The 20,121-nt window shown below is 72.7% G+C and carries 22 protein-coding genes and 1 tRNA gene; 7 read left to right on the top strand and 16 right to left on the bottom strand.

From position 1 onward, the window contains the following. The first annotated feature begins 192 nt into the window (after positions 1–192). The 4 genes from WFI16_RS26360 to WFI16_RS26345 are packed head-to-tail and all read left to right on the top strand — an operon-like array spanning position 193 to position 3,861. Positions 193–726 (top strand): MarR family winged helix-turn-helix transcriptional regulator, encoded by a 534-nt coding sequence (locus WFI16_RS26360; RefSeq protein ID WP_419900831.1) that lies wholly within the window; start codon positions 193–195, stop codon positions 724–726. Next, entirely contained in the window at positions 726–2,768 is a 2,043-nt protein-coding gene (locus WFI16_RS26355) for an FUSC family protein (protein ID WP_419900830.1), read from the top strand. The genes WFI16_RS26360 and WFI16_RS26355 overlap by 1 nt, the downstream gene beginning before the upstream one ends. Then, entirely contained in the window at positions 2,765–2,974 is a 210-nt protein-coding gene (locus WFI16_RS26350) for a DUF1656 domain-containing protein (RefSeq protein ID WP_419900829.1), read from the top strand. The genes WFI16_RS26355 and WFI16_RS26350 overlap by 4 nt, the downstream gene beginning before the upstream one ends. Continuing rightward, entirely contained in the window at positions 2,971–3,861 is an 891-nt protein-coding gene (locus tag WFI16_RS26345; protein ID WP_419900828.1) for an HlyD family secretion protein, read from the top strand. The genes WFI16_RS26350 and WFI16_RS26345 overlap by 4 nt, the downstream gene beginning before the upstream one ends. An 88-nt stretch (positions 3,862–3,949) precedes the next feature. Here WFI16_RS26345 and WFI16_RS26340 read toward each other — a convergent pair whose 3' ends face one another. From WFI16_RS26340 to WFI16_RS26320, 5 genes are read right to left on the bottom strand one after another with little or no spacing between them, the layout of a single operon-like run. Then, positions 3,950–5,719 carry a polysaccharide biosynthesis/export family protein gene (locus WFI16_RS26340; RefSeq protein ID WP_419900839.1) on the bottom strand — a complete coding sequence of 590 codons (1,770 nt, stop codon included), beginning with the start codon at positions 5,717–5,719 and terminating at the stop codon, positions 3,950–3,952. Beyond that, positions 5,709–6,878: a capsule biosynthesis protein gene (locus WFI16_RS26335; protein ID WP_419900827.1), complete on the bottom strand. Its 1,170-nt coding sequence runs from the start codon at positions 6,876–6,878 to the stop codon at positions 5,709–5,711. Before WFI16_RS26335 ends, WFI16_RS26340 begins: the two co-directional genes overlap by 11 nt. A 7-nt stretch (positions 6,879–6,885) precedes the next feature. Continuing rightward, positions 6,886–7,533 (bottom strand): ABC transporter ATP-binding protein, encoded by a 648-nt coding sequence (locus WFI16_RS26330; protein ID WP_419900826.1) that lies wholly within the window; start codon positions 7,531–7,533, stop codon positions 6,886–6,888. A 7-nt stretch (positions 7,534–7,540) separates the two neighbouring features. Then, positions 7,541–8,302, bottom strand: a complete 762-nt coding sequence (locus WFI16_RS26325) for an ABC transporter permease (RefSeq protein WP_419900825.1) — start codon at positions 8,300–8,302, stop codon at positions 7,541–7,543. A 38-nt stretch (positions 8,303–8,340) separates the two neighbouring features. Continuing rightward, complete coding sequence (locus WFI16_RS26320; protein ID WP_419900824.1) at positions 8,341–8,724, bottom strand: DVU3141 family protein; 384 nt, start codon at positions 8,722–8,724, stop codon at positions 8,341–8,343. Positions 8,725–8,919: 195 nt separating this feature from the next. On the opposite strand from WFI16_RS26320, the gene WFI16_RS26315 reads away from it, so the two are divergent. Further along, positions 8,920–10,845, top strand: a complete 1,926-nt coding sequence (locus WFI16_RS26315) for a capsular polysaccharide export protein, LipB/KpsS family (protein WP_419900823.1) — start codon at positions 8,920–8,922, stop codon at positions 10,843–10,845. Continuing rightward, positions 10,845–11,657 carry an SDR family NAD(P)-dependent oxidoreductase gene (locus WFI16_RS26310; protein WP_419900822.1) on the top strand — a complete coding sequence of 271 codons (813 nt, stop codon included), beginning with the start codon at positions 10,845–10,847 and terminating at the stop codon, positions 11,655–11,657. The genes WFI16_RS26315 and WFI16_RS26310 overlap by 1 nt, the downstream gene beginning before the upstream one ends. 17 nt (positions 11,658–11,674) lie before the next feature. Here the strand turns inward: WFI16_RS26310 and WFI16_RS26305 are convergent, their stop codons facing one another. The 5 genes from WFI16_RS26305 to WFI16_RS26285 form a co-directional block, all read right to left on the bottom strand. Beyond that, positions 11,675–12,859, bottom strand: coding sequence for an enolase C-terminal domain-like protein (locus tag WFI16_RS26305; RefSeq protein ID WP_419900821.1), 1,185 nt, complete (start codon positions 12,857–12,859; stop codon positions 11,675–11,677). A gap of 111 nt (positions 12,860–12,970) precedes the next feature. Then, on the bottom strand, positions 12,971–13,465 hold the full coding sequence (locus WFI16_RS26300) for a hypothetical protein (RefSeq protein WP_419900820.1): 495 nt from the start codon (positions 13,463–13,465) through the stop codon (positions 12,971–12,973). 211 nt (positions 13,466–13,676) lie between these two features. Next, positions 13,677–13,871 carry a heavy-metal-associated domain-containing protein gene (locus WFI16_RS26295; RefSeq protein ID WP_419900819.1) on the bottom strand — a complete coding sequence of 65 codons (195 nt, stop codon included), beginning with the start codon at positions 13,869–13,871 and terminating at the stop codon, positions 13,677–13,679. Next, positions 13,868–14,257, bottom strand: a complete 390-nt coding sequence (gene cueR / locus WFI16_RS26290; RefSeq protein ID WP_419900818.1) for a Cu(I)-responsive transcriptional regulator — start codon at positions 14,255–14,257, stop codon at positions 13,868–13,870. Before cueR ends, WFI16_RS26295 begins: the two co-directional genes overlap by 4 nt. Next, positions 14,254–16,605, bottom strand: coding sequence for a heavy metal translocating P-type ATPase (locus tag WFI16_RS26285; RefSeq protein WP_419900817.1), 2,352 nt, complete (start codon positions 16,603–16,605; stop codon positions 14,254–14,256). Before WFI16_RS26285 ends, cueR begins: the two co-directional genes overlap by 4 nt. Positions 16,606–16,721: 116 nt before the next feature. Here WFI16_RS26285 and WFI16_RS26280 point away from each other — a divergent pair, with 116 nt between their 5' ends. Continuing rightward, complete coding sequence (locus WFI16_RS26280) at positions 16,722–17,774, top strand: trypsin-like peptidase domain-containing protein (protein ID WP_419900816.1); 1,053 nt, start codon at positions 16,722–16,724, stop codon at positions 17,772–17,774. A gap of 52 nt (positions 17,775–17,826) precedes the next feature. Here WFI16_RS26280 and mobA read toward each other — a convergent pair whose 3' ends face one another. The 6 genes from mobA to WFI16_RS26250 form a co-directional block, all read right to left on the bottom strand. Then, the gene (gene mobA / locus WFI16_RS26275; protein WP_419900815.1) at positions 17,827–18,402 is read right to left on the bottom strand and encodes a molybdenum cofactor guanylyltransferase MobA; all 576 of its coding nucleotides are present in this window, start codon (positions 18,400–18,402) and stop codon (positions 17,827–17,829) included. Then, entirely contained in the window at positions 18,402–18,833 is a 432-nt protein-coding gene (locus WFI16_RS26270; protein ID WP_419900814.1) for a DUF2062 domain-containing protein, read from the bottom strand. The genes mobA and WFI16_RS26270 overlap by 1 nt, the downstream gene beginning before the upstream one ends. 16 nt (positions 18,834–18,849) lie before the next feature. Further along, entirely contained in the window at positions 18,850–19,386 is a 537-nt protein-coding gene (nusG, locus tag WFI16_RS26265; protein ID WP_419900813.1) for a transcription termination/antitermination protein NusG, read from the bottom strand. 14 nt (positions 19,387–19,400) lie between these two features. Beyond that, positions 19,401–19,598 carry a preprotein translocase subunit SecE gene (secE, locus tag WFI16_RS26260; protein WP_419900812.1) on the bottom strand — a complete coding sequence of 66 codons (198 nt, stop codon included), beginning with the start codon at positions 19,596–19,598 and terminating at the stop codon, positions 19,401–19,403. A 111-nt stretch (positions 19,599–19,709) separates the two neighbouring features. Next, positions 19,710–19,786: transfer RNA gene (locus WFI16_RS26255), tRNA-Trp, on the bottom strand. Positions 19,787–20,008: 222 nt separating this feature from the next. Continuing rightward, positions 20,009–20,121 (bottom strand): hypothetical protein (locus WFI16_RS26250; RefSeq protein ID WP_419900838.1); only part of this gene is annotated, 113 nt, incomplete at its 5' end.

The following is a 20,121-nucleotide window of genomic DNA, read 5'->3' as shown; positions in this document are numbered from 1 at the left end:
CCTTTCGCGCGCGCAACGGCGCACGCAACTCTCGGGTCACGGCGGAGGCGGGCGTATATCCTTTCCGCCTGCGGGAGTCCACACCTTCTCGCCCCGCGGTCGGCGCATGGCTCGCCGGCGCGCGCCGGGCGCATGGCTGCCGCGGCGCGGCAATTCATTCTCCGCTTATAATTAGCCACCTATCTATTTCCCATGCCCGCCGCCCCCTCCCCTGCCGCCGCCCTGGCCGCTGATCCTGCCCTGGCCGACGATCCTGCGCTGGCCGACGATCCTGCCCTGGCCGCGCTGCGCCGTCGCTTCGGCACGCATTTCATCGTCATCACCCGCGTCTGGCGGCGCGCCGCCGATCTGCGCCTGGCGCCGCTCGGCCTGTCGCATGCCACCGCCTCGGCCCTGCTGCTGCTGCGCCACCAGCCGGGCAGCGGCATCCGCCAGGGCGCCCTCGCCGCGGCGCTGAGCATCGAGCAGCCCTCGCTGGTGCCGCTGCTCGACCAGCTCGGCGCGGCCGGCCTGGTCGAGCGCCGCCCCGACCCCGCCGATCGCCGCGCCCGCAGCCTGCACCTGACCGAGGCCGGCCATGCCGCCGCCGCTGCCGCCGATTCGGCGCTGGAAGCGTTGCGGGCGGAGGTGCTGCAGGGCTGCGACGCTGGCGAGCTGGCCATCGCCATGCAGGTGCTGGAGCGCATGGCGGCCAATCTCGGCCGCGAACCGGGAGACCTGGCCTGATGCTGCGCGCCCCCACGCTGGAGGACTGGCTCTATTCCGCGCGCAGCTTCGCCGCTGCCGCGCTGGCGCTGTGGATCGCCTTCTCGCTCGACCTGCCGCGGCCCTACTGGGCGATGGGCACCGTCTATATCGTGGCGCAGCCCTTCGCCGGGGCGCTGCGCGCCAAGGCCACCTGGCGCCTGGTCGGCACCCTCTGCGGCGGCCTTTTTTCCATTCTGGTCTTTCCCCAGCTGGTGAATGCGCCGCCTCTGGCCGCGGCCGTGCTGGCGGTCTGGATCGGGCTCTGCCTGGCCGCCTCGCTCTACGACCCGACGCCGCGCGGCTATGCCTTCATGCTCTCGGGCTATACCGCGGCGCTGATCTGCTTCCCGATCGTCGACAGCCCGCAGACCGTCTTCGACACCGCCATCTGGCGGATGATCGAGATCGGGCTCGGCATCCTCTGCGCCTGGCTGATGCATGGCGTGCTCTTCCCGCGCCAGGGCGCGCCCCGGGTGCTGGCCGCCAGCCGCGCCTGGCTGGCCGATCTCGCCCGCTTCGGCGCCGACAGCCTGACCCGGCCGCACGACCCGGAGCGCTTCTCCGCCGAGCGGCGCCGCATCGCCCGCGACGGCGCCGCGCTGGCCGGCCTGTTCCACCAGGCGCGCTACGAGGCCGCTGGCCGCCGCGCGCCGCTGCTCTGGGCCGGGCGGCTGCACGAGCATGCCCGCGCCCTGCCCACTTTGCTGACCGCCATCGGCGAGCGCGGCCGGTCGCTGGCCGCCCTCGACCCGGCCGCCGACGCCGCGCTGTCGCCGCTGCGCCAGGACATCGCTGGCTGGCTCTCCGCCAGCCTGGCGCAGCCGCCGGGGCCGAACCGCCTGCTCGGCGCCCAGCGGCTGGAGGCCCGGCTGGCCGAGGCCGCCCGCCACCCGCATCCCGCCGCCGATCCCTGGGCCGCGCTGCTGCGCGACGGGCTGGTCGAGCGGCTGCGCGAGCTGGTCAACCACTGGCGCGAATCGCTGCTGCTGACCGAGCGCCTGCAGGCCGAGCGGCCGGCCGAGGCGGCACCGGCCGCCGCCGACCACCTGCCCGGCCATGTCGACCCGCTGCTGGTCGCCCTCTCCGGCCTGGCGGCGACCGGCGCGGTGCTGATCGGCGCCACGCTGTGGATCGGCAGCGGCTGGTCGCACGGCGCCAGCATGGCGATGATGGGCGGCGTCGCGCTCTGCATCTTCGGCCAGCTCGACGACCCGGCGCCGGCGCTGCGCCAGTTCCTGATGGGCTCGGTCGCCGCGGTGCTGCTGGCCGGGCTCTACCAGTTCGCCATCCTGCCCCTGATCGACGGGCTGCCGCTGCTGCTGCTGGCGCTCGGCCTGCTCTACCTGCCGATCGGCGCGCTGATGCCGCAGCCGGGGCTGATGGCGCCCTGCCTGGCCATCGCCGTCACCCTGCCCACCGTGATCAGCCTGCAGGAAAGCTATGTCGCGACCGATTTCGCCGGCTTTGCCGATGGCGGGCTGGCGACCATTGGCGGGCTCGGCCTGGCGCTGCTGCTGGCCCGCCTCGCCCGCTCCTTCGGCGTCGCCTGGCGGGTGCAGCGGCTGGCCGCGGCCGACCGGCTGGACCTGGCGCGGCTGGCCGAGGGCCGGGTGCCGGCCGATCTGCGCCGCCTGCTCGGCGTCATGCTCGACCGCTTCGAGGCGCTGGCCGCGCGGCTCGGCGCCGTCGATGCCCGCGCCGTGCCGGTGGCCGAGCTCTCCGACCTGCGCGCCGCGCTGAACATGCTGCGGCTGCGCGAGCAGATGGCGGCGCTGCCCGCCGCGCCGCGCCAGGCGGTCGAGGCGCTGCTGCAGGCGGTCGCCGCCGAGGCGCGCGGCCGGCTGCCCGCCGCCGCGCTGCTGCAGCGGATCGACGCGACGCTGGCCAGCTGCGCGGCGGCCGGCGATTCGCGCGCCGCCCGCCAGGCGGCGCTCTCGGTCAGCGGGCTGCGCCTGGCGCTGTTCCCCGCGGCGCCCTCGCCCTTCGCGCCAGGGCCCATTCCCGAAGGTGTGCCGGCATGACCGCGGAAATCGACCTCTACGGCATCTTCCTGCCGGCGCTGCTGGTCTGGGCGGTGCTCGCCCTGCCGGCCGCCGCCCTGGCCCGCCGCCTGCTGCGCGCCGCCGGCGCCTATCGCTGGGTCTGGCACCCGGCCCTGTTCGACTTCGCGCTCTACATCCTGATCCTGGGCGGCACCGCCGCCCTTGCGGAGACCCTGCTGCCATGAAACCGCTCGTCGCCCGGATCGCCCGGATCCTGCTCACCCTGGCCCTGGTGGCGGCGGCCGCCACGGTCGGCTGGCAGCTCTGGCGCTACTACATGGAGGCGCCCTGGACGCGGGACGGGCGGGTGCGCGCCGACATCATCGGCATCGCCCCCGATGTCTCCGGCCTGGTGGCCGAGGTGCTGGTGCAGGACAATGCCGTGGTCACCCGCGGCCAGCCGCTGTTCCGCCTGGACCGCGCCCGCTTCGCCCTGGCCCTGCAGCAGGCCGAGGCGGTGGTCGAGAGCCGCGCCGCCAGCCTGGAGCGCGCCCGCCGCGACGAGCGCCGCTACGACCGGCTGAACGAGGGCATCGTCTCCGCCCAGCGCCAGGAGCAGGCGCATTCCGACGCCGCCACCGCCGAGGCCAGCTGGCACGAGGCCCAGGCCGCGCGCGAGGTGGCGCGGCTCAATCTGGAGCGCACCGAGGTCCTCGCCCCGGCCGACGGCACCATCACCAACCTGACGCTGCGCCCCGGCGCCTATGTCGCCGCCGGCAGCGCGGTGATGGCCCTGGTCGACGCCCGCAGCCTGCATGTCCAGGGCTATTTCGAGGAGACCAAGCTGGCCCGCATCCATCCCGGAGACCCGGTGCGCGTCACCCTGATGGGCGACGGCCGGGCGCTGACCGGCCGGGTTGCGAGCATCGCCGGCGGCATCGCCGACCGCGAGCAGACCAGCGGGCTGGTGGCCAATATCACCCCGACCTTCTCCTGGGTGCGGCTGGCCCAGCGCATCCCGGTGCGGGTGACGCTCGACCCGCTGCCGGAGGGGCTGCGGCTGATTCCGGGGCGGACGGCCACCGTCACGGTGATGCCGGGAGGGGTGGCGCCGTCGCTGCTCAACCCCTGAAAAAGAAAAAGGCCGGGGGAAGGAATTCCCCCGGACCTCCATCTTCTCTCTGTCTGTCGTGGGCCGCCGCTGGCGGGACACGCCGCACTCAGTTGTTGGTGAAGACCCGGGCGGACAGGGCGGACTGGTAGATCAGCTGCAGGATATCGGCGGTCAGCTGCAGACCCTTGATCTCCAGATGCGGCAGCGCGATCAGCTCGTCACCCGGACGCGGGCCCTCCCGCGGGTCCAGGATGATCTGGCCGCTGGCACGCCGGATCATGATGTCGCTCGAGGTGCCACGCTGGGTGTAGCCACCGGCCGCGTTGACATAGTCGTCGATCGTCATGTTCGGCCGCCAGACCACCGCCTGCGGCGTCGTCACCTCGCCGCCCACCAGCACCGTCTCCGACCGCTCGGGGATCACGATGGTGTCGCCATCCTCCAGGCGGATATTGGTGCAGCGGCCATAATCATCGGCCACCACCAGCCGGCCCTCCGGCTGGATCCGCCGGCCGCGCTGGATGTAGCTGCTGACCAGCTGGGCCTCCGAGGCGCGGATCTGCGACACGCCGGTGGTGCTGGAGGTCGCGGTGAACAGCTGCCGCTCCAGTCGGTCCAGCGCCTCGTTGATCGAGCGCCGCTGCTGCGCCGCCAGGCGCTGGCGCAGCAGGAAGACCGAGCGGGTATCGGCCAGCGCCGGGTCCACCGCCACATAGTCCAGCAGCTGGCACAGCGTGGTGTCGCGGTCGGCCACCAGCACCGAGGGGCCGAGCCGGCTGCCCTCGACGAAGACGCGCACCGTCGGGGCCGGCGCGTCGGTGATGAAGGTGACGATGTCCTGGTCCTGCAGCGGCTGCCGCCGCAGCTCCGCCGTGGTGACGTAGCGCGACCAGGGCTGGCCGTTGCGGGTGCCGCGGATCACCGCATTGGTCGCCGCCGGCAGCGGCGCCGAGAGGTCCATCAGCTCCGAGCCGCTCATCGTCCGCCCCGCCACCTCGAAGAGGTAGTTGTTGCGGATCGCGCCATCGGCCGAGACCACAGAGCCCTGCTTGCCGACCACGATGGTGTCGCCATGCTGCAGCGTGACCTGCGGCAGGCGGCCCTGCAGCAGGAAGGGGTAGAGGTCGATCTGCTGGACCGTGCGGCCGCCGCGGTTGATGACGATGTCGCGGTAGGAGCCGCGCACCGGGTCGACGCCGCCGCCGCGCAGCAGGAAGTCGAGCACCGTGTCCGAGGCCGAGCCCATGTGCCGGCCCGGCAGCTTGACGAAGCCGGTGACATAGACGCCGATCTGCGCCGCCGAGAGCAGCACGGCATAGACCTGCACCTGCTGGGTGTAGATCCGCCGCAGCTCGCCCTCCACCGTGCGCTGCAGGTCGCCGGCGCGCACGCCGGCGATCTTCAGCGGCCCGACCGAGGGGAGGAACAGGTTCCCCTCCGGATCGACCTGGCCCATCACCTCGGCCTCGACGCCGCCCCAGACGCGGACGCTGACGCGGTCCCCCGGCCCCAGCCGGTAGTTCGGATTGCCGGTGTCGGAGGCGCTCGGCGCGCCGCGGGCGAAGAGCGCGGCGCCGAAGACGGCGCGGCTCGGCCCCGCCTGGCGCTGCGGCTCGGAAAGCGGACCAGCGACCGTCGCCCCCGCCTCGGCCTCGGTCGCGGTGCCGGCACGGCTGGTCATCTCGCTGGCGGGCAGCAGCTGCGGCACGCTCATCAGCCCGCCGCTGCCCTGCGACTGCAGCGCCGGCGAGGGGCTGGAGAGCGTCGGGCTCTGCGCCATCGCGACGCCGCCCTGCAGCAGCACCAGGGTCTGCACCAGCATCAGACTCTTCACCAGCGCCAGGGCGCCGGCGATCGACGCGCGGCTAGAACGCATGTTCACGGACACCCGTCACCATCATCCACCCGATCCCGTAAAACACTGACAAGACGATAAACATGCTGAGCAGGATGATGCCCGCCCGCGGATACATGGCGAGCTCCGCCATGGTCGGCTGCACGATGCGCGTGACGAAGAGCTGCTGGCGCTGCGCATCCACCCGCGCCGATTCCAGCGATTCGGTGGCCGAGGCCAGCTGCTTGTCGGCGAATTCCCGCTCCAGGGCCAGCCGCTCATAGGCGGCCAGCTGGGCCGGCAGGTTCTCGCCGCCGCGGATCATCCGCTGCCGGTGCTCGTTGATCTGCTGCTGCAGCGAGGCGATGCGGTTGCGCAGCCCGGAGATGACCGGATTGTCGGGCCGCATATAGGCCGACTTCTCCTGCAGCTCGGCACGCGCCCCGGTCAGCAGGCCTTCCAGCGCCCCCAGCCCGTCGAGCCCCATCTGCGCGCTGCGCTGCGGATCGACCGACCGCTCCTGCTGCCGCCAGGCGGTGACCGCGGCCTGGCTGTCCAGCACCCGCTTCTCGGCCCGGGCGATCTCCTCGCGCGCCAGGGCCAGCGAGGCCTCGCGGGCACGGGCGGAGAGCCTGTTCACGAACTCCTCCGACATGCGCAGCTGCTCCTCGACGATGCGCTGGGCGTCGTCGGGGCGGAAGGCGCGCGCCTGCAGCGTGATGATGCCGGAGGTGCTGTCGATGGTGATGGTGTTCATGTGGTTGTGGTAGATCTGCAGCAGCTCGGCCGGCGGCTTCTCGGTCCAGAGCCGGGCCAGCAGATCGGCCTCCGGCCGGCGGTAGAGCTCGTTCAGCCCGACCCGCTCCTGCAGCGCGATCAGCGCGTCATGCGAGCCCAGGAACTCCTTCACCGCCAGCGCATCCTGCGAGGTGGCGGCGAAGCCGGCCGCCCCCATCATGCTGGCCAGCGCCCCGCCGCCGGCGCCGCCACCGCCGCCGCTGCCGCTGCGGCCGCGCACCACGAACTGCGCCTGCGAGGCGAACTGGCCGGTGGCGAAGCCGTAGAAATACAGGCCGGCGAGGAGGGTCGGCAGCACCACCAGCAGCAGGTAGAACCGGCGCTTCCAGAGGAAGCCGCGCTGGGGCTTCAGGCCCGGCCGGGGGAGCGGCGTGGTGACGGGGCGGGTCGCCGCACCGGTCATCCCGGGCTCAGAGGCCCTGGTAGGCGGTGATAGCTTCATCGACGTCCTCGTAAAATTCCAGCATGCCGTTCCGCAGGATTGCGGCCGAGTTGCAGTACTTCTTCACATGCAAGGGATTGTGCGACACCATCAGGATGCCGGCATTGGCCCGCCGCATGTCGAACACCGCGCGGCACTTGTCCGCGAAGCGCGCATCGCCGGTGGAGAGCGTCTCGTCCACCAGGTAGCAGTCGAAATCCACCGAGAAGGACAGCGCCATCATCAGGCGCGAGGTCATGCCGGAGGAGTAAGTTTTTACCGGCTCGCGGAAATAATGCCCCAGCTCGGAGAAATCCTCCACGAATTCCTCGGTCTCCTTCACCGGCGTGCCATAGACCCGGGCGATGAAGCGGGCATTGGCGGCGCCGGTCAGGCTGGTCTGGATGCCGTAGCTGCCGCCCAGCGGCCAGGACATCCGCATGGTGCAGCGCACCCGGCCCACCGTCGGCCGCTCGACCCCGGCGATGATCTTCAGCAGCGTCGACTTGCCGGCGCCGTTGCGGCCGAGGATGCCGACATGCTCGCCGCGGCGGATCCGGGCATTGGCCCCCCGCAGCACCTGCTTCATGCCCTGCTTGGTCTCGAAGCTCTTCCAGACATTGTCCAGCTCCAGCATCGCCCGCTCACTCCATCATGGTGATGCGGGAGCGGGCGGCGCGCAGCCCGGCCATGCCCAGCAGGTTCAGCCCGAAAATCCAGCAGAGGACATAGGGGATGCTGTAATAGGGTACCACGCGGTCGCCGAACTGCGCCCAGCGGTTCATCTCGTGGACATGCACCAGCGGGTTGATCAGCAGCAGGTCCCGCGTCTCCGAAGGCACCATGCTCATCATGTAGAAGGTCGCCGAGATCGGCATCATCATATAGGTCAGCGGGTGGGTGAAGCGCTCCAGCGCCTCATAGAAGCAGGTCAGCGCCGCCAGCAGCATCGACAGCCCATGCGCCAGCAGCGCGCTCATCATCAGCCCGCAGAACAGCAGCGCCGGCTCATGCGGCCATTCGTTGAAGAAGATCGCCGCCACCGTGATGAAGATGGTGATGATCATGCTGCAGACCGCCGCCTCCATCAGGTTGCGGGCGATGGCGACGTCCAGCAGCGTGATGTTGCGGTGGAACAGCAGCGACATGTTCGCGTTGATGACGTTGGCGCCGCGATTGACGATCGAGCGGAACATCACGAAGGGCGTATAGCCCATGGCATAGAAGAGAAAGGTCGGCAGGCCGTTGCCAACGCCATGGCCGCTCACCCAGTGCAGGGTGGAGATCATCATGGCCAGCATCATCGGCTCGGCCAGCAGCCAGACAAAGCCGATCCGGCTGGTGCCGAACCGGGTCAGCAATTCGCGCGTGAAGAGCGCACGGATGACGCGCAGCTGTGTCGCCACCTGGCTGGATTCAGCCCGGCGGGGCACATCGCCGATGATCACGGCCGGGCCACCGCCCCGCCGCGCAGCAGCGGCTTCACCGCCGCCCAGGCGCCCGAGGGCTCCTTGCAATAGATCGCCGCCCGCGGCGCCACGCCCTGGCCGATCTGCAGCTCGCGGCATTCCCGCCCGCCGGCCGAGTTGTAGGCGCGCACCACCTGAACCGTGACCGGCGCCCGGCCTTCGGCCGGGGCCACCAGCCCGCTGCTGCCCGGCGGCGTCGCCGCGGCGAAATTCGCCAGCGGATCGGTCATGCGCGGCGGCGGCGGCTGCACGTCGCTCGCCGGCGGCACCGAGCCGCTACCGCCCGACAGGCCGAGACCGGACAGGCTGCTGCAGCCGGCCAGCGCCAGGCCGGCGACGCCCAGGGCCGCCAGCCTCATCGCCGAGCCGAGTCTCATCGCCGAACCGACCGGGCGGCCGCGCGGCGTCGCGCGGAAAACCCCATCACTGGACTTCCCGCTCACGCAGGCTTGTATGCGTTCTTGCATGGCTTGAATCTACCGCACTGCCTCGCGGCTGGCAAAACCCGGCTGCACTCGCTCACTCACGCTTTATTGAGGAAATTCTTGGCCGGAATGGAAGAGACGCGCTGGAATGCGGCACCCGATACCATCGGCCGCCGCCTGGCCTTTCCGGCCGCCAGCCCGGCCGAGGCGGCGCATCTGGCGGCTTTCTGGCCGGAATGTCAGCCGGCCCCCGCCGCCCGGGCCGAGCTCCTGGCCCTGCCGCTCGATGCCCCGCCGCCGCTGCGGGCGCCGGGCCAGCTGCTGCGCTATGCCGCCGGGCCGCTGCGGAGCCCCGCCTTCCAGGGTCGCCACCGCGCCGTGGCGCTGCTGCCGCTGCCCGGCCTGCCCCCCTGCCTGCACGAGGTGCCGCTGGCCGCCGCCCCGGACGCCGGGCCCGAGGCGCTGGCCCGCGCCGAGGCCTTCGCCGCCCGGCTGGTGGCCGCGCGGCTGGGCGGCGAGCCCGGCCTGCCCGATCCGGGCTTCGCCCGCCTGGGCCTGCCGCGCCGCGCCGCCCTGCTGGTGCTCGACCCCTGCCGTCCCGACCGCGCCGCCGCCGCCCGCGCCGCCCTGGCCGCCGCCGAGGCGGCTGCCGGCGGCCGCCCCCTGCTGCTGGCCCGCGACCCCGCCGCCCCCGCGGAAGCCGCCTTCCAGCTGCGCCCGCCGGCTGGCGCCCGGCTGCTGCGCGCCCGCCTGGCGCCCTGGACCCTGCTCGACCTGGCCGAGGATCTCTATGGCGCCGGTCCGGAGATGGCCCTGCTGGCCGCCGCCGCCGGGGTGCGCGTCGCCGGCCGGATGCTGCCCGCCGCGCCGCGCTGGGCCGCGCTGCTGGCCCATCTGCGCTGCGTCGATCCCTTCCTTTCCCGCCCCTGGAGCGCGGAGCAGGCGCTCGACCAGCTGGCCCAGTGGCAGCAGGCCCAGGCCGAGAACCGCCGCGTCGCCGTCTGCCTGGGCATGGCCTTCTGGAAGCGCGACCGCATCGCCGCCCTCTTCGCCCATGCCGGCGGCGCGCCTGCCTTCGCCCGTCGCCCGGCCCGGGCCCTGGCGGAAGCGCAGGCCCGCCACGGCGCCATCGCCGCCTGGGCCGGCGCCATCCCCGCCGGCTTCCGCGCCGAATGCGCGGCCGCCGGCGTGCCCCTGCTGACCGTCGAGGACGGCTTCGTGCGCTCCCGCGGCCTCGGCGCCCGCTTCCTGCCCGGCGCCGCCTATGCCGTCGACGAGCGCGGCGTCTACTACGATCCGTCCCGCGAGAGCGCCCTGGAACACCTTCTCGCGATTACCGAGTTTTCACCGGATTTGCTCCGCAGGGCGGCCGATTTGCGCGCGGCGATCGTCCGGCGGGGCGTGACGAAATACAATCTCCACGGCGAGGCCCCCGTCATCGCCGCGCCGGCAGGGCGGAAAAAACTTCTGGTTCCCGGCCAGGTCGAGGACGACGCCTCGGTGCGACTCGGCGGCGGCGCGATCCAGGGCAACCGGGCGCTGCTGCAGGCGGTGCGCGACGCCCACCCCGAGGCCTGGCTGGTCTACAAGCCGCATCCCGACCTGGAGGCCGGCTTCCGCAAGGGCCGCCTGCCGCCCGAGGCGCTGGCCGGCCTGGCCGACCAGGTGGTCACCGGCGCGCCGCTCACCGCCCTCTTCCCGCAGATCGACGCGCTGCACACCCTGACCTCGCTCTCCGGCTTCGAGGCGCTGCTGCGCGGCGTCCCCGTGGTCACCTGGGGCCAGCCCTTCTATGCCGGCTGGGGCCTGACCGAGGACCGCGCCCCCGCTCTGCCCCGCCGTGGCCGCCCCCTGTCGCTCGACGCGCTGGTCGCCGCCACCCTCATCCTCTTCCCGCGCCAGGTCGATCCGCTGACCGAGCTGCCCTGCCCGCCGGAGCTGATCCTCGAACGCCTGGACGACCCGAGCGTCTGGAAGGTCTCGCGCTGGACCGCGCATCGCGGCCTCGAGGGCTGGATCCGCGGCCTGCTCGCCCGCCGCAAGGGCCTGCGCTGATGTTCTCGTCGGTTGTCATCACCGGGGCCTCGCGCGGATTGGGCGCGGCGCTGGCGCAGCGTTTCGCGGCCCCCGGCGTCACCCTCCACCTGATCGGCCGCGACGACAGCGCGCTCTCCGCCACCGCCACCGCCTGCGCGGCCGCCGGCGCGGCCACGAAGACCGCCCGCCTCGATGTCCGCGACGCCGATTCCATGGCGGCGCAGCTTGCCCTCTGGGACGCCGAGACGCCCATCGACCTGGCCATCGCCAATGCCGGCATCGCCGCCGGCACCCGGCCGGACGGCGCCCGCGAAGGCCTGGCCGCCATCCGCGCCCAGTACGAGACCAACATGATGGGCGCGCTCCACCTGGTGGAGCCGCTGCTGCCCGGCCTGCTCGCCCGCGGCTATGGCAGCATCGCGCTGGTGACCTCGCTCTCCGCCTTCCGCGGCCTGCCCGACAGCGCCGGCTACTGCGCCAGCAAGGCCGCCCTCTGGAGCTATGGCGAGGCGCTGCGCGCCGAGACCGCGCCGAAAGGCCTGCGCGTCACCCTGGTCGCCCCGGGCTTCTTCGACAGCGCCATGGGGGATCGCTGGGTGGGGGCGCGGCCGCTTTCCATCTCGGCCGAGGCCGCCGCCATCAAGGTCGAGCGCGCCATCCGCCGCGGCGCGGCCCGCATGGCCTTTCCCTGGCCGCTGGCGCTCGCCCTCCGGCTGGCGCCGCTGGCGCCGTCGCGACTCGTCGACGCCCTGGTCCGCCGGATGGACTTCGCCATCCGGGAATACACAGAGAAGGGGGCGCCGCCCCCTTCACCCCCGGCAGGAACCTGAGGTTCCTGCACCTCCCGTCAGTCCATCAAGGTCTTCAGCACGGCATACAGCGCCGATTTCGACTCGAAGCCGATGCCGGGAGCGTCGGACAACCTGATCCGGCTGTCCTGCACCGGCGTGTCGTCGGCAAAGCCGCCGAACGGGGCGAAGACCTCCGGATAGCTCTCATTGCCGCCCAGGCCCAACCCCACCGCGATGTTCAGCGCGAACTGGTGGCCGCCATGCGGCACGCAGCGCCGCGGGCTCCAGCCATGGGCGACCAGCATCTCCAGCGTGCGCAGGTACTCGACCAGGCCGTAGGACAGCGCCGGGTCGAACTGCAGAATGTCGCGGTCGGCGCGCAGCCCGCCATGCCGGATCAGGTTGCGGGCATCCTGCATGCTGAACAGGTTCTCGCCGGTCGCGATCGGGCCCTGGTAATGCTCGGCCAGCGCGGCATGGGTGCTGTAGTCCAGCGGGTCCAGCGGCTCCTCGTACCAGCGCAGCTTATAGGGGGCGAGCGCCGCGCCATAGCTCAACGCCGCATGCAGCCCGAAGCGGCCATTGACGTCGACGCAGAGCCGCGAGCCGTCGCCGCCCAGCAGTGCCAGCACCGCCTCGATCCGCGCCACATCCTCCTTCAGCGCATCGCGCAGCGGCGTGCCGGGGGCGCCGCCGATCTTCATCTTGACCACCGAATAGCCCATGCCGAGGTAGCGGCGCATCTCCTCGACCAGCTGGTCCACCCCCTTGCCCGGGTAGTAGTAGCCGCCGGCGGCATAGATCCAGGCGCTGTCATCGGCCTGGCCCTGGCGGTAGCGCTCGGCCAGCAGGCGCCACAGCGGCACCCCCTCCAGCTTCGCCGCCGCGTCCCACAGCGCCATGTCCAGCACGCCGACCGCGACCGAGCGCTCGCCATGGCCGCCCGGCTTCTCGTTCTTCATCATCGCCGCCCAGGCGCCGGCCGGGTTCAGCGTGCCCTCGGGCGTCGACAGCGCCACCTCCGGCGCCTCCAGCAGGCGGGGGATGAAGCGCTCCCGCAGCAGGCCCGGCTGGGCATAGCGGCCATTGGAATTAAAGCCGAAGCCGGTGGCGCTGCGGCCCTGCCCGTCCTCCACGGTGACGGCGACGATGCTCGCCGTCATCTTGGAGAAATCGATATAGGCATTGGCGATGTCGCTGCTGATCGGCGCGACGCCGTCGCGGATGGCGGTGATGCGCATGGGCGGAAGCTCCTCTGTCGCAGGTCTGGAGACCTGGTGTGGTCCCCAGACTAGCCTGCGACGGCGCGGCGTGAAGCCTTGCCGCCCCCGGAAGCCGCGGGCGGGCCGCCCTCAGCCGCGCGGGCTGGCCGAAAGCCGCGCGAAAGGCCCGTAGAGGTCGCAGAGATCCTGGTCCGGCCGCAGCTTGCGGTAGCGCATCGCCGAGAAGGGGTCCTGCGGCTGCACCGCCAGCAGGTGCCGCCCGTTCCTGTCCAGGAACAGCCGGTGCTGGAAGCTGTCGCCCCGATGGATGACATAGACGTTGCGCTGCTCCGCCACCTCGTCGGTGAGGTCGTCCAGCGCCCAGCGACGCCAGGTGACGGCCCAGCCCTCCTTGGTGCGGGTCATGGCGCGCGGGTCCATGTCCGCATGGGTGTCGAAGAAGTCGCGATAGGTGGTGCCCAGCCGCTCCAGCTCGTCGCGCAGCCGGGCCATCACCGGATTGGCCTCGACCACGGGCGGCGGCGCCGGCACCAGATGGATGTCGCTGCCGCCATAGCCGGTGAAGCGCGCCTGGCTGTAGCTCCCCGCCGGTGGCTGGGTGGCCAGGGCACTGGCCTCGGCCATTGCCTCCGGCGCCAGCGCCGTGCCCGAAGGGCTTGCCGCCTCCCCCCGCGGCGGGGCCGATGCCACCCCCCCGCCGGTCAGACCCATCCTGGGAAGCGCCGGGATTTTTTTCCACAAGCTGCTCATGCCGCCCGCCTTTTCTCCGCACGGGGCCGATATGCGCCCCGCCGAACCGCCTTCTTGCCGCGGCTGGATGAAGGAAGGCTGAACCTCAGGTGGCGGCGTAGCCCTCGGCCTCGATCAGCGCGGCCAGCCGGGCGCGCGGCAGGCGGCTTTCCACCACCACGCGGCCGGCGGCCAGGTCGACCTGCACCGCGGCGGCGGGGTCCTCGGCCCGGATCGCCTCGGTGACGGCGCGCACGCAATGGCCGCAGCTCATGCCGGTGACGGCGAATGTCTCACTCATGGCAGCTTCTCCAGCTCGTCGAGAATCGGGCAGTCGGGGCGGGCATCGCCATGGCAATGCCGCGCCAGGTGGCGCAGCGAATGGGCCATGGCCTGCATCGCCTCGGCCTTGGCCTCCAGCGCCGCGACATGGTCGAGGGCGATGCGCCGGACATCGGCGCTGGCCCGGCCGCGGTCGCGCCACAGCGCCAGCAGGCGGCGGACATCCTCCAGCGGGAAGGCCAGCGCCCGGGCATGGCGGATGAAGCGCAGCACGGCGAGATCGGCCTCGGCATAGTCGCGATAGCCGTTCTCCAGCCGGCGCGGGACGATCAGCCCCTCGGCCTCGTAATGCCGGATCATCTTGGCCGAGAGGCCGCAGCCCCGCGCCGCTTCGCCGATGTTCATGGCGTGCTCCTCCAGCGGGTCAGCAGCAGCGCATTGCCCAGCACCGCCACCGAGGAAAAGGCCATGGCCGCCCCCGCCAGCGCCGGCGACAGCAGGCCGAAGGCGGCCAGCGGAATGCCCAGCGCGTTGAAGCCGAAGGCCCAGACCAGGTTCTCCCGGATCTTGCGCAGCGTCGCGCGGGTGACGGCGAGCGTCGCCGGGACCAGCGCCGGGTCGGGGCGCAGCAGCACGACGGGGGCGGCGGCGATGGCGACATCGGTGCCGCTGCCCATGGCGATGCCGAGCTCGGCGGTGGCCAGCGCCGCCGCGTCGTTCACCCCGTCGCCGACCATCGCGACCTTCTTCCCGCTCGCCTGCCAGGCGGCGATGCGGGCCGCCTTGCCTTCCGGCAGCACGCCGGCGGCGACCTCGGTGATGCCCAGGGCCTTGGCCACCGCGCCGGCGGCGGCGGGGCCGTCGCCCGACAGCATGGCGGTCTCGACGCCCTGGGCCTGCAGCGCCCGGATGGCGGCGGCGGCGCCGGGGCGCGGCGCATCCTCGAAGGCCAGCAGCGCCAGCAGACGCGGCGGCTCGGCCTCGACGAGAAAAGAAAGAGTCTGGCCGGCGGCCTCGGCGGCGGCGATGGCGGCGGCGAGCGGCCGGGAATCGGCGCCCGATTCCTGCAGCAGGCGCGGGCTGCCCAGCAGCAGGCGGCGGCCCTCGACATCGCCCTCGACGCCGCGGCCGGGCAGCGCGCGGAAATCCCCGGCCGGCGGGGGATGGCCGCCGGCGGCGTCCAGCACGGCGCGGGCCAGCGGATGCTCGCTGCCGGCCTGCAGCCGGGCGGCGGCGGCCAGGGCTGCGGCGGGCGCGACGCCGAGGGCCGGGATGAGCGCGGCCAGGCGCGGCCGGCCCTCGGTCAGGGTGCCGGTCTTGTCGAAGGCGACCAGGGTGATGCGGCCGGCCTGCTCCAGCGCCGCGGCATCGCGGATCAGGATGCCGGCGCGCGCCGCCGCCCCAGTGCCGGCCATGATGGCGGCGGGCGTGGCGAGGCCCAGCGCACAGGGGCAGGCGATGACCAGCACGGCGACCGCATGCAGCAGCGCGGCGGCCAGCCCCGCCCCGGCCAGCAGCCAGCCCAGCAGGGTCAGCAGCGCGACCCCCAGCACCACCGGGACGAAGATGGCGCTGACCCGGTCGACCAGTTTCTGGACCGGCGCGCGGCTGGCCTGGGCGGCCTCGACCAGGGCGGCCACCTGGGCCAGCCGGGTCTCGCCGCCGACCGCGGTGGCGCGCAGCACCAGCCGGCCGTCGAGCGCCACGGTGCCGGTGGCGACGCTGTCGCCGGGCGCCTTCTCCACCGCGCGGCTCTCGCCGGTCAGCGCGCTTTCGTCGACGCCGGCCGCACCTTCCTCGACCGTGCCGTCGGCCGCGATGCGCTCGCCCGGGCGGACCACCAGCCGGTCGCCGGGGCGCAGCAGGGCGGCGGAAATCTCCTCCTCGGCACCGCCGGCCGTCAGGCGGCGGGCGGTGCGCGGGCGCAGCGCCAGCAGCGCGGCAATGGCGGCGCCGGTGGCGCGGCGGGCGCGGCCCTCCAGATAGCGGCCGAGCAGGACGAAGGCGATGACCACCGCCGCCGCCTCGAAATACAGGTGTTCCCCGCCCTGCAGCAGCAGCACGAGCGACAGGCCGAAGGCGGCGCTGGTGCCGAGCGCCACCAGCAGGTCCATGTTGCCGGTCCGCGCCCGGATCGCCGCCCAGCCGGCGCGGTAGAAGCGCAGCCCCAGCCAGAATTGCAGCGGCGCCGCCAACAGCGCCTGCACCCAGCCCGGCGGCATCCAGTGCCGCCCGAAGGCCATGCCGAGCATGCCGACCAGGAAGGGCGCCGCCAGGGCGAAGGCGATGGCCAGCTCGATCCGGGCGCGGCGGTCCTCGGCGGGGGCGGCGTCACCGGCCTCGGTGGCGGTGATGTGGTAGCCGGCGCGCTCGACGGCGGCGGCGAGCAGGGCCGGGTCGAGCCCGGCGATGGCCGTCACCGCGGCGCGCTCGGAGGCCAGGTTGACCGAAGCCTCCAGCACGCCGGGGACGCCGCGCAGCGCGCGTTCCACCCGCCCGGCGCAGCTGGCGCAGGTCATGCCGGCGATGCCGAGCGACTGGCCTTCCGTCGCCAGCCCATAGCCGGCCTTATCCAAGGCGGCGGCGAGCTCGGGCAGCGGCGTAGTGCCGGTGACCTCGGCGCGCTGGCTGGCCAGGTTGACGCGGGCCGTTTCGGTGCCGGGCAAGCGGGACAGCGCGCGCTCGACCCGCGTGGCGCAGCTGGCGCAGCTCATGCCGGTGACGGGGAGCGAGAGGGAGGAAGCGTCGGCCATGGCGGGGAGATGGGGCTTCCCATAATGGGAAGGTCAAGCCGGCCGACGCAGGGCTGCCCTGTGAAATCCTGGCACCCGGCCCTTGATCGCTGACGGCGAAGGCAAAGATCACGCGCATGCACCGCGCTCTCCTGCCCGTCGCCTGCGCCGTCCTCGCGCTGGCCCCGCTCTCCGCCGCCCTCGCCCAGGCGCCGGCGGCCGCCCCCGAAACCCCCGGCAGCGAAGCCGGCCAGAACCGCATCCAGGTGGTGAACCGCACCGGGCAGGACGCGACCGCGCTGCATGCGGTGCGCAGCGGCCGCGCCGACTGGGGCAGCAACACGCTGCCGCGGCCGATGCCGACCGACAAGAGCTTCACGCTGCGCACCCGCAGCGAGGCGGGCTGCCGCTTCGACATCCGGCTGGTCACCGCGGACGGCAAGCGCGCCACGCTGCGCGACCGCGACATCTGCGCGACGCCGCGGGTGGAGGTGACGGCGGCCGACCTGCGCCCGGCGCCCAGCCGCCCGGCCGAGGGCACGCCGAACCCGCGCGCCGCCGGCTCCTCGGGCACCGGCTTCGTGGTGGCGACCGACCGGGTGCTGACCAACCAGCATGTCGTCGCCGGCTGCAACAAGATCTTCGTCCGCACCGCCGATGGCCGCACCCTGCCGGCGGTGCCGCCGGCCCGCGTCGACGAGAGCGTCGACCTGGCGCTGCTGGCGGTGCCGGGCGATCCGGGGGAGGTGGTGTCCTTCCGCTCGACGCCCGATGTCCGGCGTGGCGAGGGCGTCATCGCCTTCGGCTTCCCGCTGGCCGGGCTGCTCTCCTCCGACCCGAAGCTGACGCGGGGCGAGGTGAACGGCATGAACGGGCTGCGCAACAACCCGAACCACTATCAGATCAGCGCCGAGGTGCAGCCGGGCAATTCAGGCGGGCCGCTGCTGGACATGCAAGGCCATATCGTCGGCGTGGTGGTCAGCAAGCTGCATGCGCAGAACATCGCCAAGCAGACCGGCGACATCCCGCAGAACGTCAATTTCGCCATCAAGGGTTCGGCGGCGCAGGTGTTCCTGCGGCGCGCGGGCATCGTGCCGGAGGTGGCGCCGAGTTCCGGCGCGGATCGTTCTGCCGCGGATATCGGCGAGGACATCAACCGCAGCACGGTCTTCATTCGTTGCGAGAAATAGACAGAAATAGATGAGGGGTCCGGGGAGAATACCTTCTCCCCGGCCTTTTTTCTTATCGGTCCAGATCTTCCAGCGTGTTGGCGTTGAAGAACGGATCGCCGGAACTGACGTCCCATTCGACCGTCGCGCAGCCCTGGGTATTGGCGAAGCGCCGTGGCTGCCGCTCGCCGTCGTCGATGGCGGCTCTCAGCGCGTCGCGCAGGCGGGTGGCCCAGAGGGCGACGGGCGGGTGGTCCCGGCCGCCCGAGCTTGCCCGGGCGATTGGCGTGCCTGCCTGCCGGCAGGCGGCGTGCAGGCGGCTGGCCAGGTCAGGCGGGATAAAGGGGGTGTCGCCGGGGCAGGTCAGCACCCAGTCGAATTGCCTGTCGGCGGCGTGGTCCAGGCCGGCCAGGATGCCGGCGAGCGGCCCCGGGTTGCCGGGGACCGGGTCCGCGGCGACCGGCAGGCCATAGCCAGCGAAACGCGCCGGATCGCCATTGGCATTGAGCAGCAGGGCATCGACCTGGGGGCGGAGGCGCTCGACCAGATGCTCCAGCATCGGGCGGCCGGCAATGGGCCGCAGCGGCTTGTCGCCGCCGCCCATGCGGGTGGCCAGGCCGCCGGCCAGGATGACGCCCAGGATGCGCATCAGGCGGCGCGCCTCAGGGCCGCACGGGCCAGCAGGAAGGCCAGGCTGCCCGCCACGATCGCGAAGGCCAGGCCGCCGGCCACGGTCTCCTCCGCCGCCGGCAGGGTGGCCATCAGCCAGGAGGGGCCGTGCTCGGGCAGGAATTCCAGGCCGGGCGGCAGCAGCCAGCGGCCGAGGGCGAATTCGGCCGGCACCAGCAGCAGATGGGTCAGGGGATTGCCCAGCGCCAGGCAGGCGGCGGCGGCGGCCGGCAGGCTGCCGCGCAGGATCAGGGCGAAGAGGGCGGCGAAGAGGAGATGCGCGCCGAAGGCCGGCAGCATGGCGGCGGCGGCACCTCCGGCGATGCCGCGGGCGACCCGGCGAGGGCCGCCGGGAGAGGCCAGCAGCCTCTCCCACCGTGTCCGCGCCTGCTGCCGAAACTGCTGCAGCATGGCGCGGGGTGGCGCCTCAGACCTTCTCGACCTGGGCGTATTCGAGCTCGACCGGGGTGGCGCGGCCGAAGATGGAGACCGAGACCTTCACGCGGCCGCGCTCCTCGTCGACCTCTTCCACCGTGCCCATGAAGCTGGTGAAGGGGCCGTCGGCGACGCGGACCTGCTCGCCGACCTCGAAGACCACCGCGGGGCGCTTCGGCTTGTCGACGCCTTCCTGGACCTGCTGGACGATGCGCAGGGCCTCGGCCTCGGAGATCGGGCTGGGCTTGTTGCGGGCGCCGAGGAAGCCGGTGACCTTGGGCGTGTCCTTGACCAGGTGCCAGGCCTCATCGGTCATCGCCATCTTCACCAGCACATAGCCGGGGAAGAACTTGCGCTCGGAATTGACCTTCTGGCCACGGCGCACCTCGGTCACCTCCTCGGAGGGGACCAGGATGTCGCCGAACTTGTCGGCCAGGCCCTTCTGCGCCGCCTGCTCCTGGATCTGCTGGGCGATCTTCTTCTCGAAGCCCGAATAGACGTGAACGACGTACCACTTCATGTCGGCCATGATATCGCTCCGCCTCAGACGCCGAAGCCGAAGAGCAGGCCCACCGCGAACTGGATGAGCTTGTCGGTCAGCAGGAAGAAAACCGCGGCCACGGCGGAAAGCGCCAGGACCAGGCCGGTGGTGATCAGCGTTTCCTTGCGCGACGGCCAGGTGACCCGGGCCACCTCCTGCCGCACATCGCGGATGAACAGCGCGGGATCGAGCTTCGCCAAAATCGCTACCCTAACTGGTTACCCTGAGGGGGAGGAAACGCTTCGCGGGCGGCATCCGGTCCGGAGCCACCCCACTAGACCCGGCCTCGCACGACGGAAGGCGGAGGCCGTTGGCAGGGGCGGAGGGTCTCGAACCCCCAACCTCCGGTTTTGGAGACCGGCGCTCTAGCCAATTGAGCTACGCCCCTGCACGGCAGCCAACGCTGCGCGAGGCCGCGTCTATAGGGCAGCCGAAAGCGGCTGTCGAGAGGACGAAGCGGGGGAAGCAGCGGGCAAAGGCGCGGCCGGGGCCAAGTTTCCGCCGGATGGGCCGAAAAAGGCGCGCAGCAGGGAGGCGGGCACAAAAAAGGCGGGCCGCCCGAAGGCGGCCCGCCCGTTCCGGCGCGGCCCGAAGGCCGCACCGGGTCGGATCACTTGCTGATCGAGGCGACGACGCCGGCGCCGACCGTGCGGCCACCTTCGCGGATCGCGAAGCGCAGGCCCTGGTCCATGGCGATCGGCGCGATCAGCTCGACGTCCATGG

It is taken from the genome of Roseomonas sp. USHLN139 (assembly GCF_037145735.1).
Lineage (GTDB): Bacteria > Pseudomonadota > Alphaproteobacteria > Acetobacterales > Acetobacteraceae > Pseudoroseomonas.
Note: the sequence above shows the minus strand (reverse complement) of the source record. Positions and strands in the feature narration are given on the sequence as shown.

Coding starts and splice junctions, on each gene's coding strand:
- WFI16_RS26360 (WP_419900831.1), top strand. CDS start 193: ATGCCCGCCGCCCCCTCCCCTGCCGCCGCCCTGGCCGCTGATCCTGCC.
- WFI16_RS26355 (WP_419900830.1), top strand. CDS start 726: ATGCTGCGCGCCCCCACGCTGGAGGACTGGCTCTATTCCGCGCGCAGC.
- WFI16_RS26350 (WP_419900829.1), top strand. CDS start 2,765: ATGACCGCGGAAATCGACCTCTACGGCATCTTCCTGCCGGCGCTGCTG.
- WFI16_RS26345 (WP_419900828.1), top strand. CDS start 2,971: ATGAAACCGCTCGTCGCCCGGATCGCCCGGATCCTGCTCACCCTGGCC.
- WFI16_RS26340 (WP_419900839.1), bottom strand. CDS start 5,719: ATGCGTTCTAGCCGCGCGTCGATCGCCGGCGCCCTGGCGCTGGTGAAG.
- WFI16_RS26335 (WP_419900827.1), bottom strand. CDS start 6,878: ATGACCGGTGCGGCGACCCGCCCCGTCACCACGCCGCTCCCCCGGCCG.
- WFI16_RS26330 (WP_419900826.1), bottom strand. CDS start 7,533: ATGCTGGAGCTGGACAATGTCTGGAAGAGCTTCGAGACCAAGCAGGGC.
- WFI16_RS26320 (WP_419900824.1), bottom strand. CDS start 8,724: ATGAGGCTGGCGGCCCTGGGCGTCGCCGGCCTGGCGCTGGCCGGCTGC.
- WFI16_RS26315 (WP_419900823.1), top strand. CDS start 8,920: ATGGAAGAGACGCGCTGGAATGCGGCACCCGATACCATCGGCCGCCGC.
- WFI16_RS26310 (WP_419900822.1), top strand. CDS start 10,845: ATGTTCTCGTCGGTTGTCATCACCGGGGCCTCGCGCGGATTGGGCGCG.
- WFI16_RS26305 (WP_419900821.1), bottom strand. CDS start 12,859: ATGCGCATCACCGCCATCCGCGACGGCGTCGCGCCGATCAGCAGCGAC.
- WFI16_RS26300 (WP_419900820.1), bottom strand. CDS start 13,465: ATGGCCGAGGCCAGTGCCCTGGCCACCCAGCCACCGGCGGGGAGCTAC.
- WFI16_RS26295 (WP_419900819.1), bottom strand. CDS start 13,871: ATGAGTGAGACATTCGCCGTCACCGGCATGAGCTGCGGCCATTGCGTG.
- cueR (WP_419900818.1), bottom strand. CDS start 14,257: ATGAACATCGGCGAAGCGGCGCGGGGCTGCGGCCTCTCGGCCAAGATG.
- WFI16_RS26285 (WP_419900817.1), bottom strand. CDS start 16,605: ATGGCCGACGCTTCCTCCCTCTCGCTCCCCGTCACCGGCATGAGCTGC.
- WFI16_RS26280 (WP_419900816.1), top strand. CDS start 16,722: ATGCACCGCGCTCTCCTGCCCGTCGCCTGCGCCGTCCTCGCGCTGGCC.
- mobA (WP_419900815.1), bottom strand. CDS start 18,402: ATGCGCATCCTGGGCGTCATCCTGGCCGGCGGCCTGGCCACCCGCATG.
- WFI16_RS26270 (WP_419900814.1), bottom strand. CDS start 18,833: ATGCTGCAGCAGTTTCGGCAGCAGGCGCGGACACGGTGGGAGAGGCTG.
- nusG (WP_419900813.1), bottom strand. CDS start 19,386: ATGGCCGACATGAAGTGGTACGTCGTTCACGTCTATTCGGGCTTCGAG.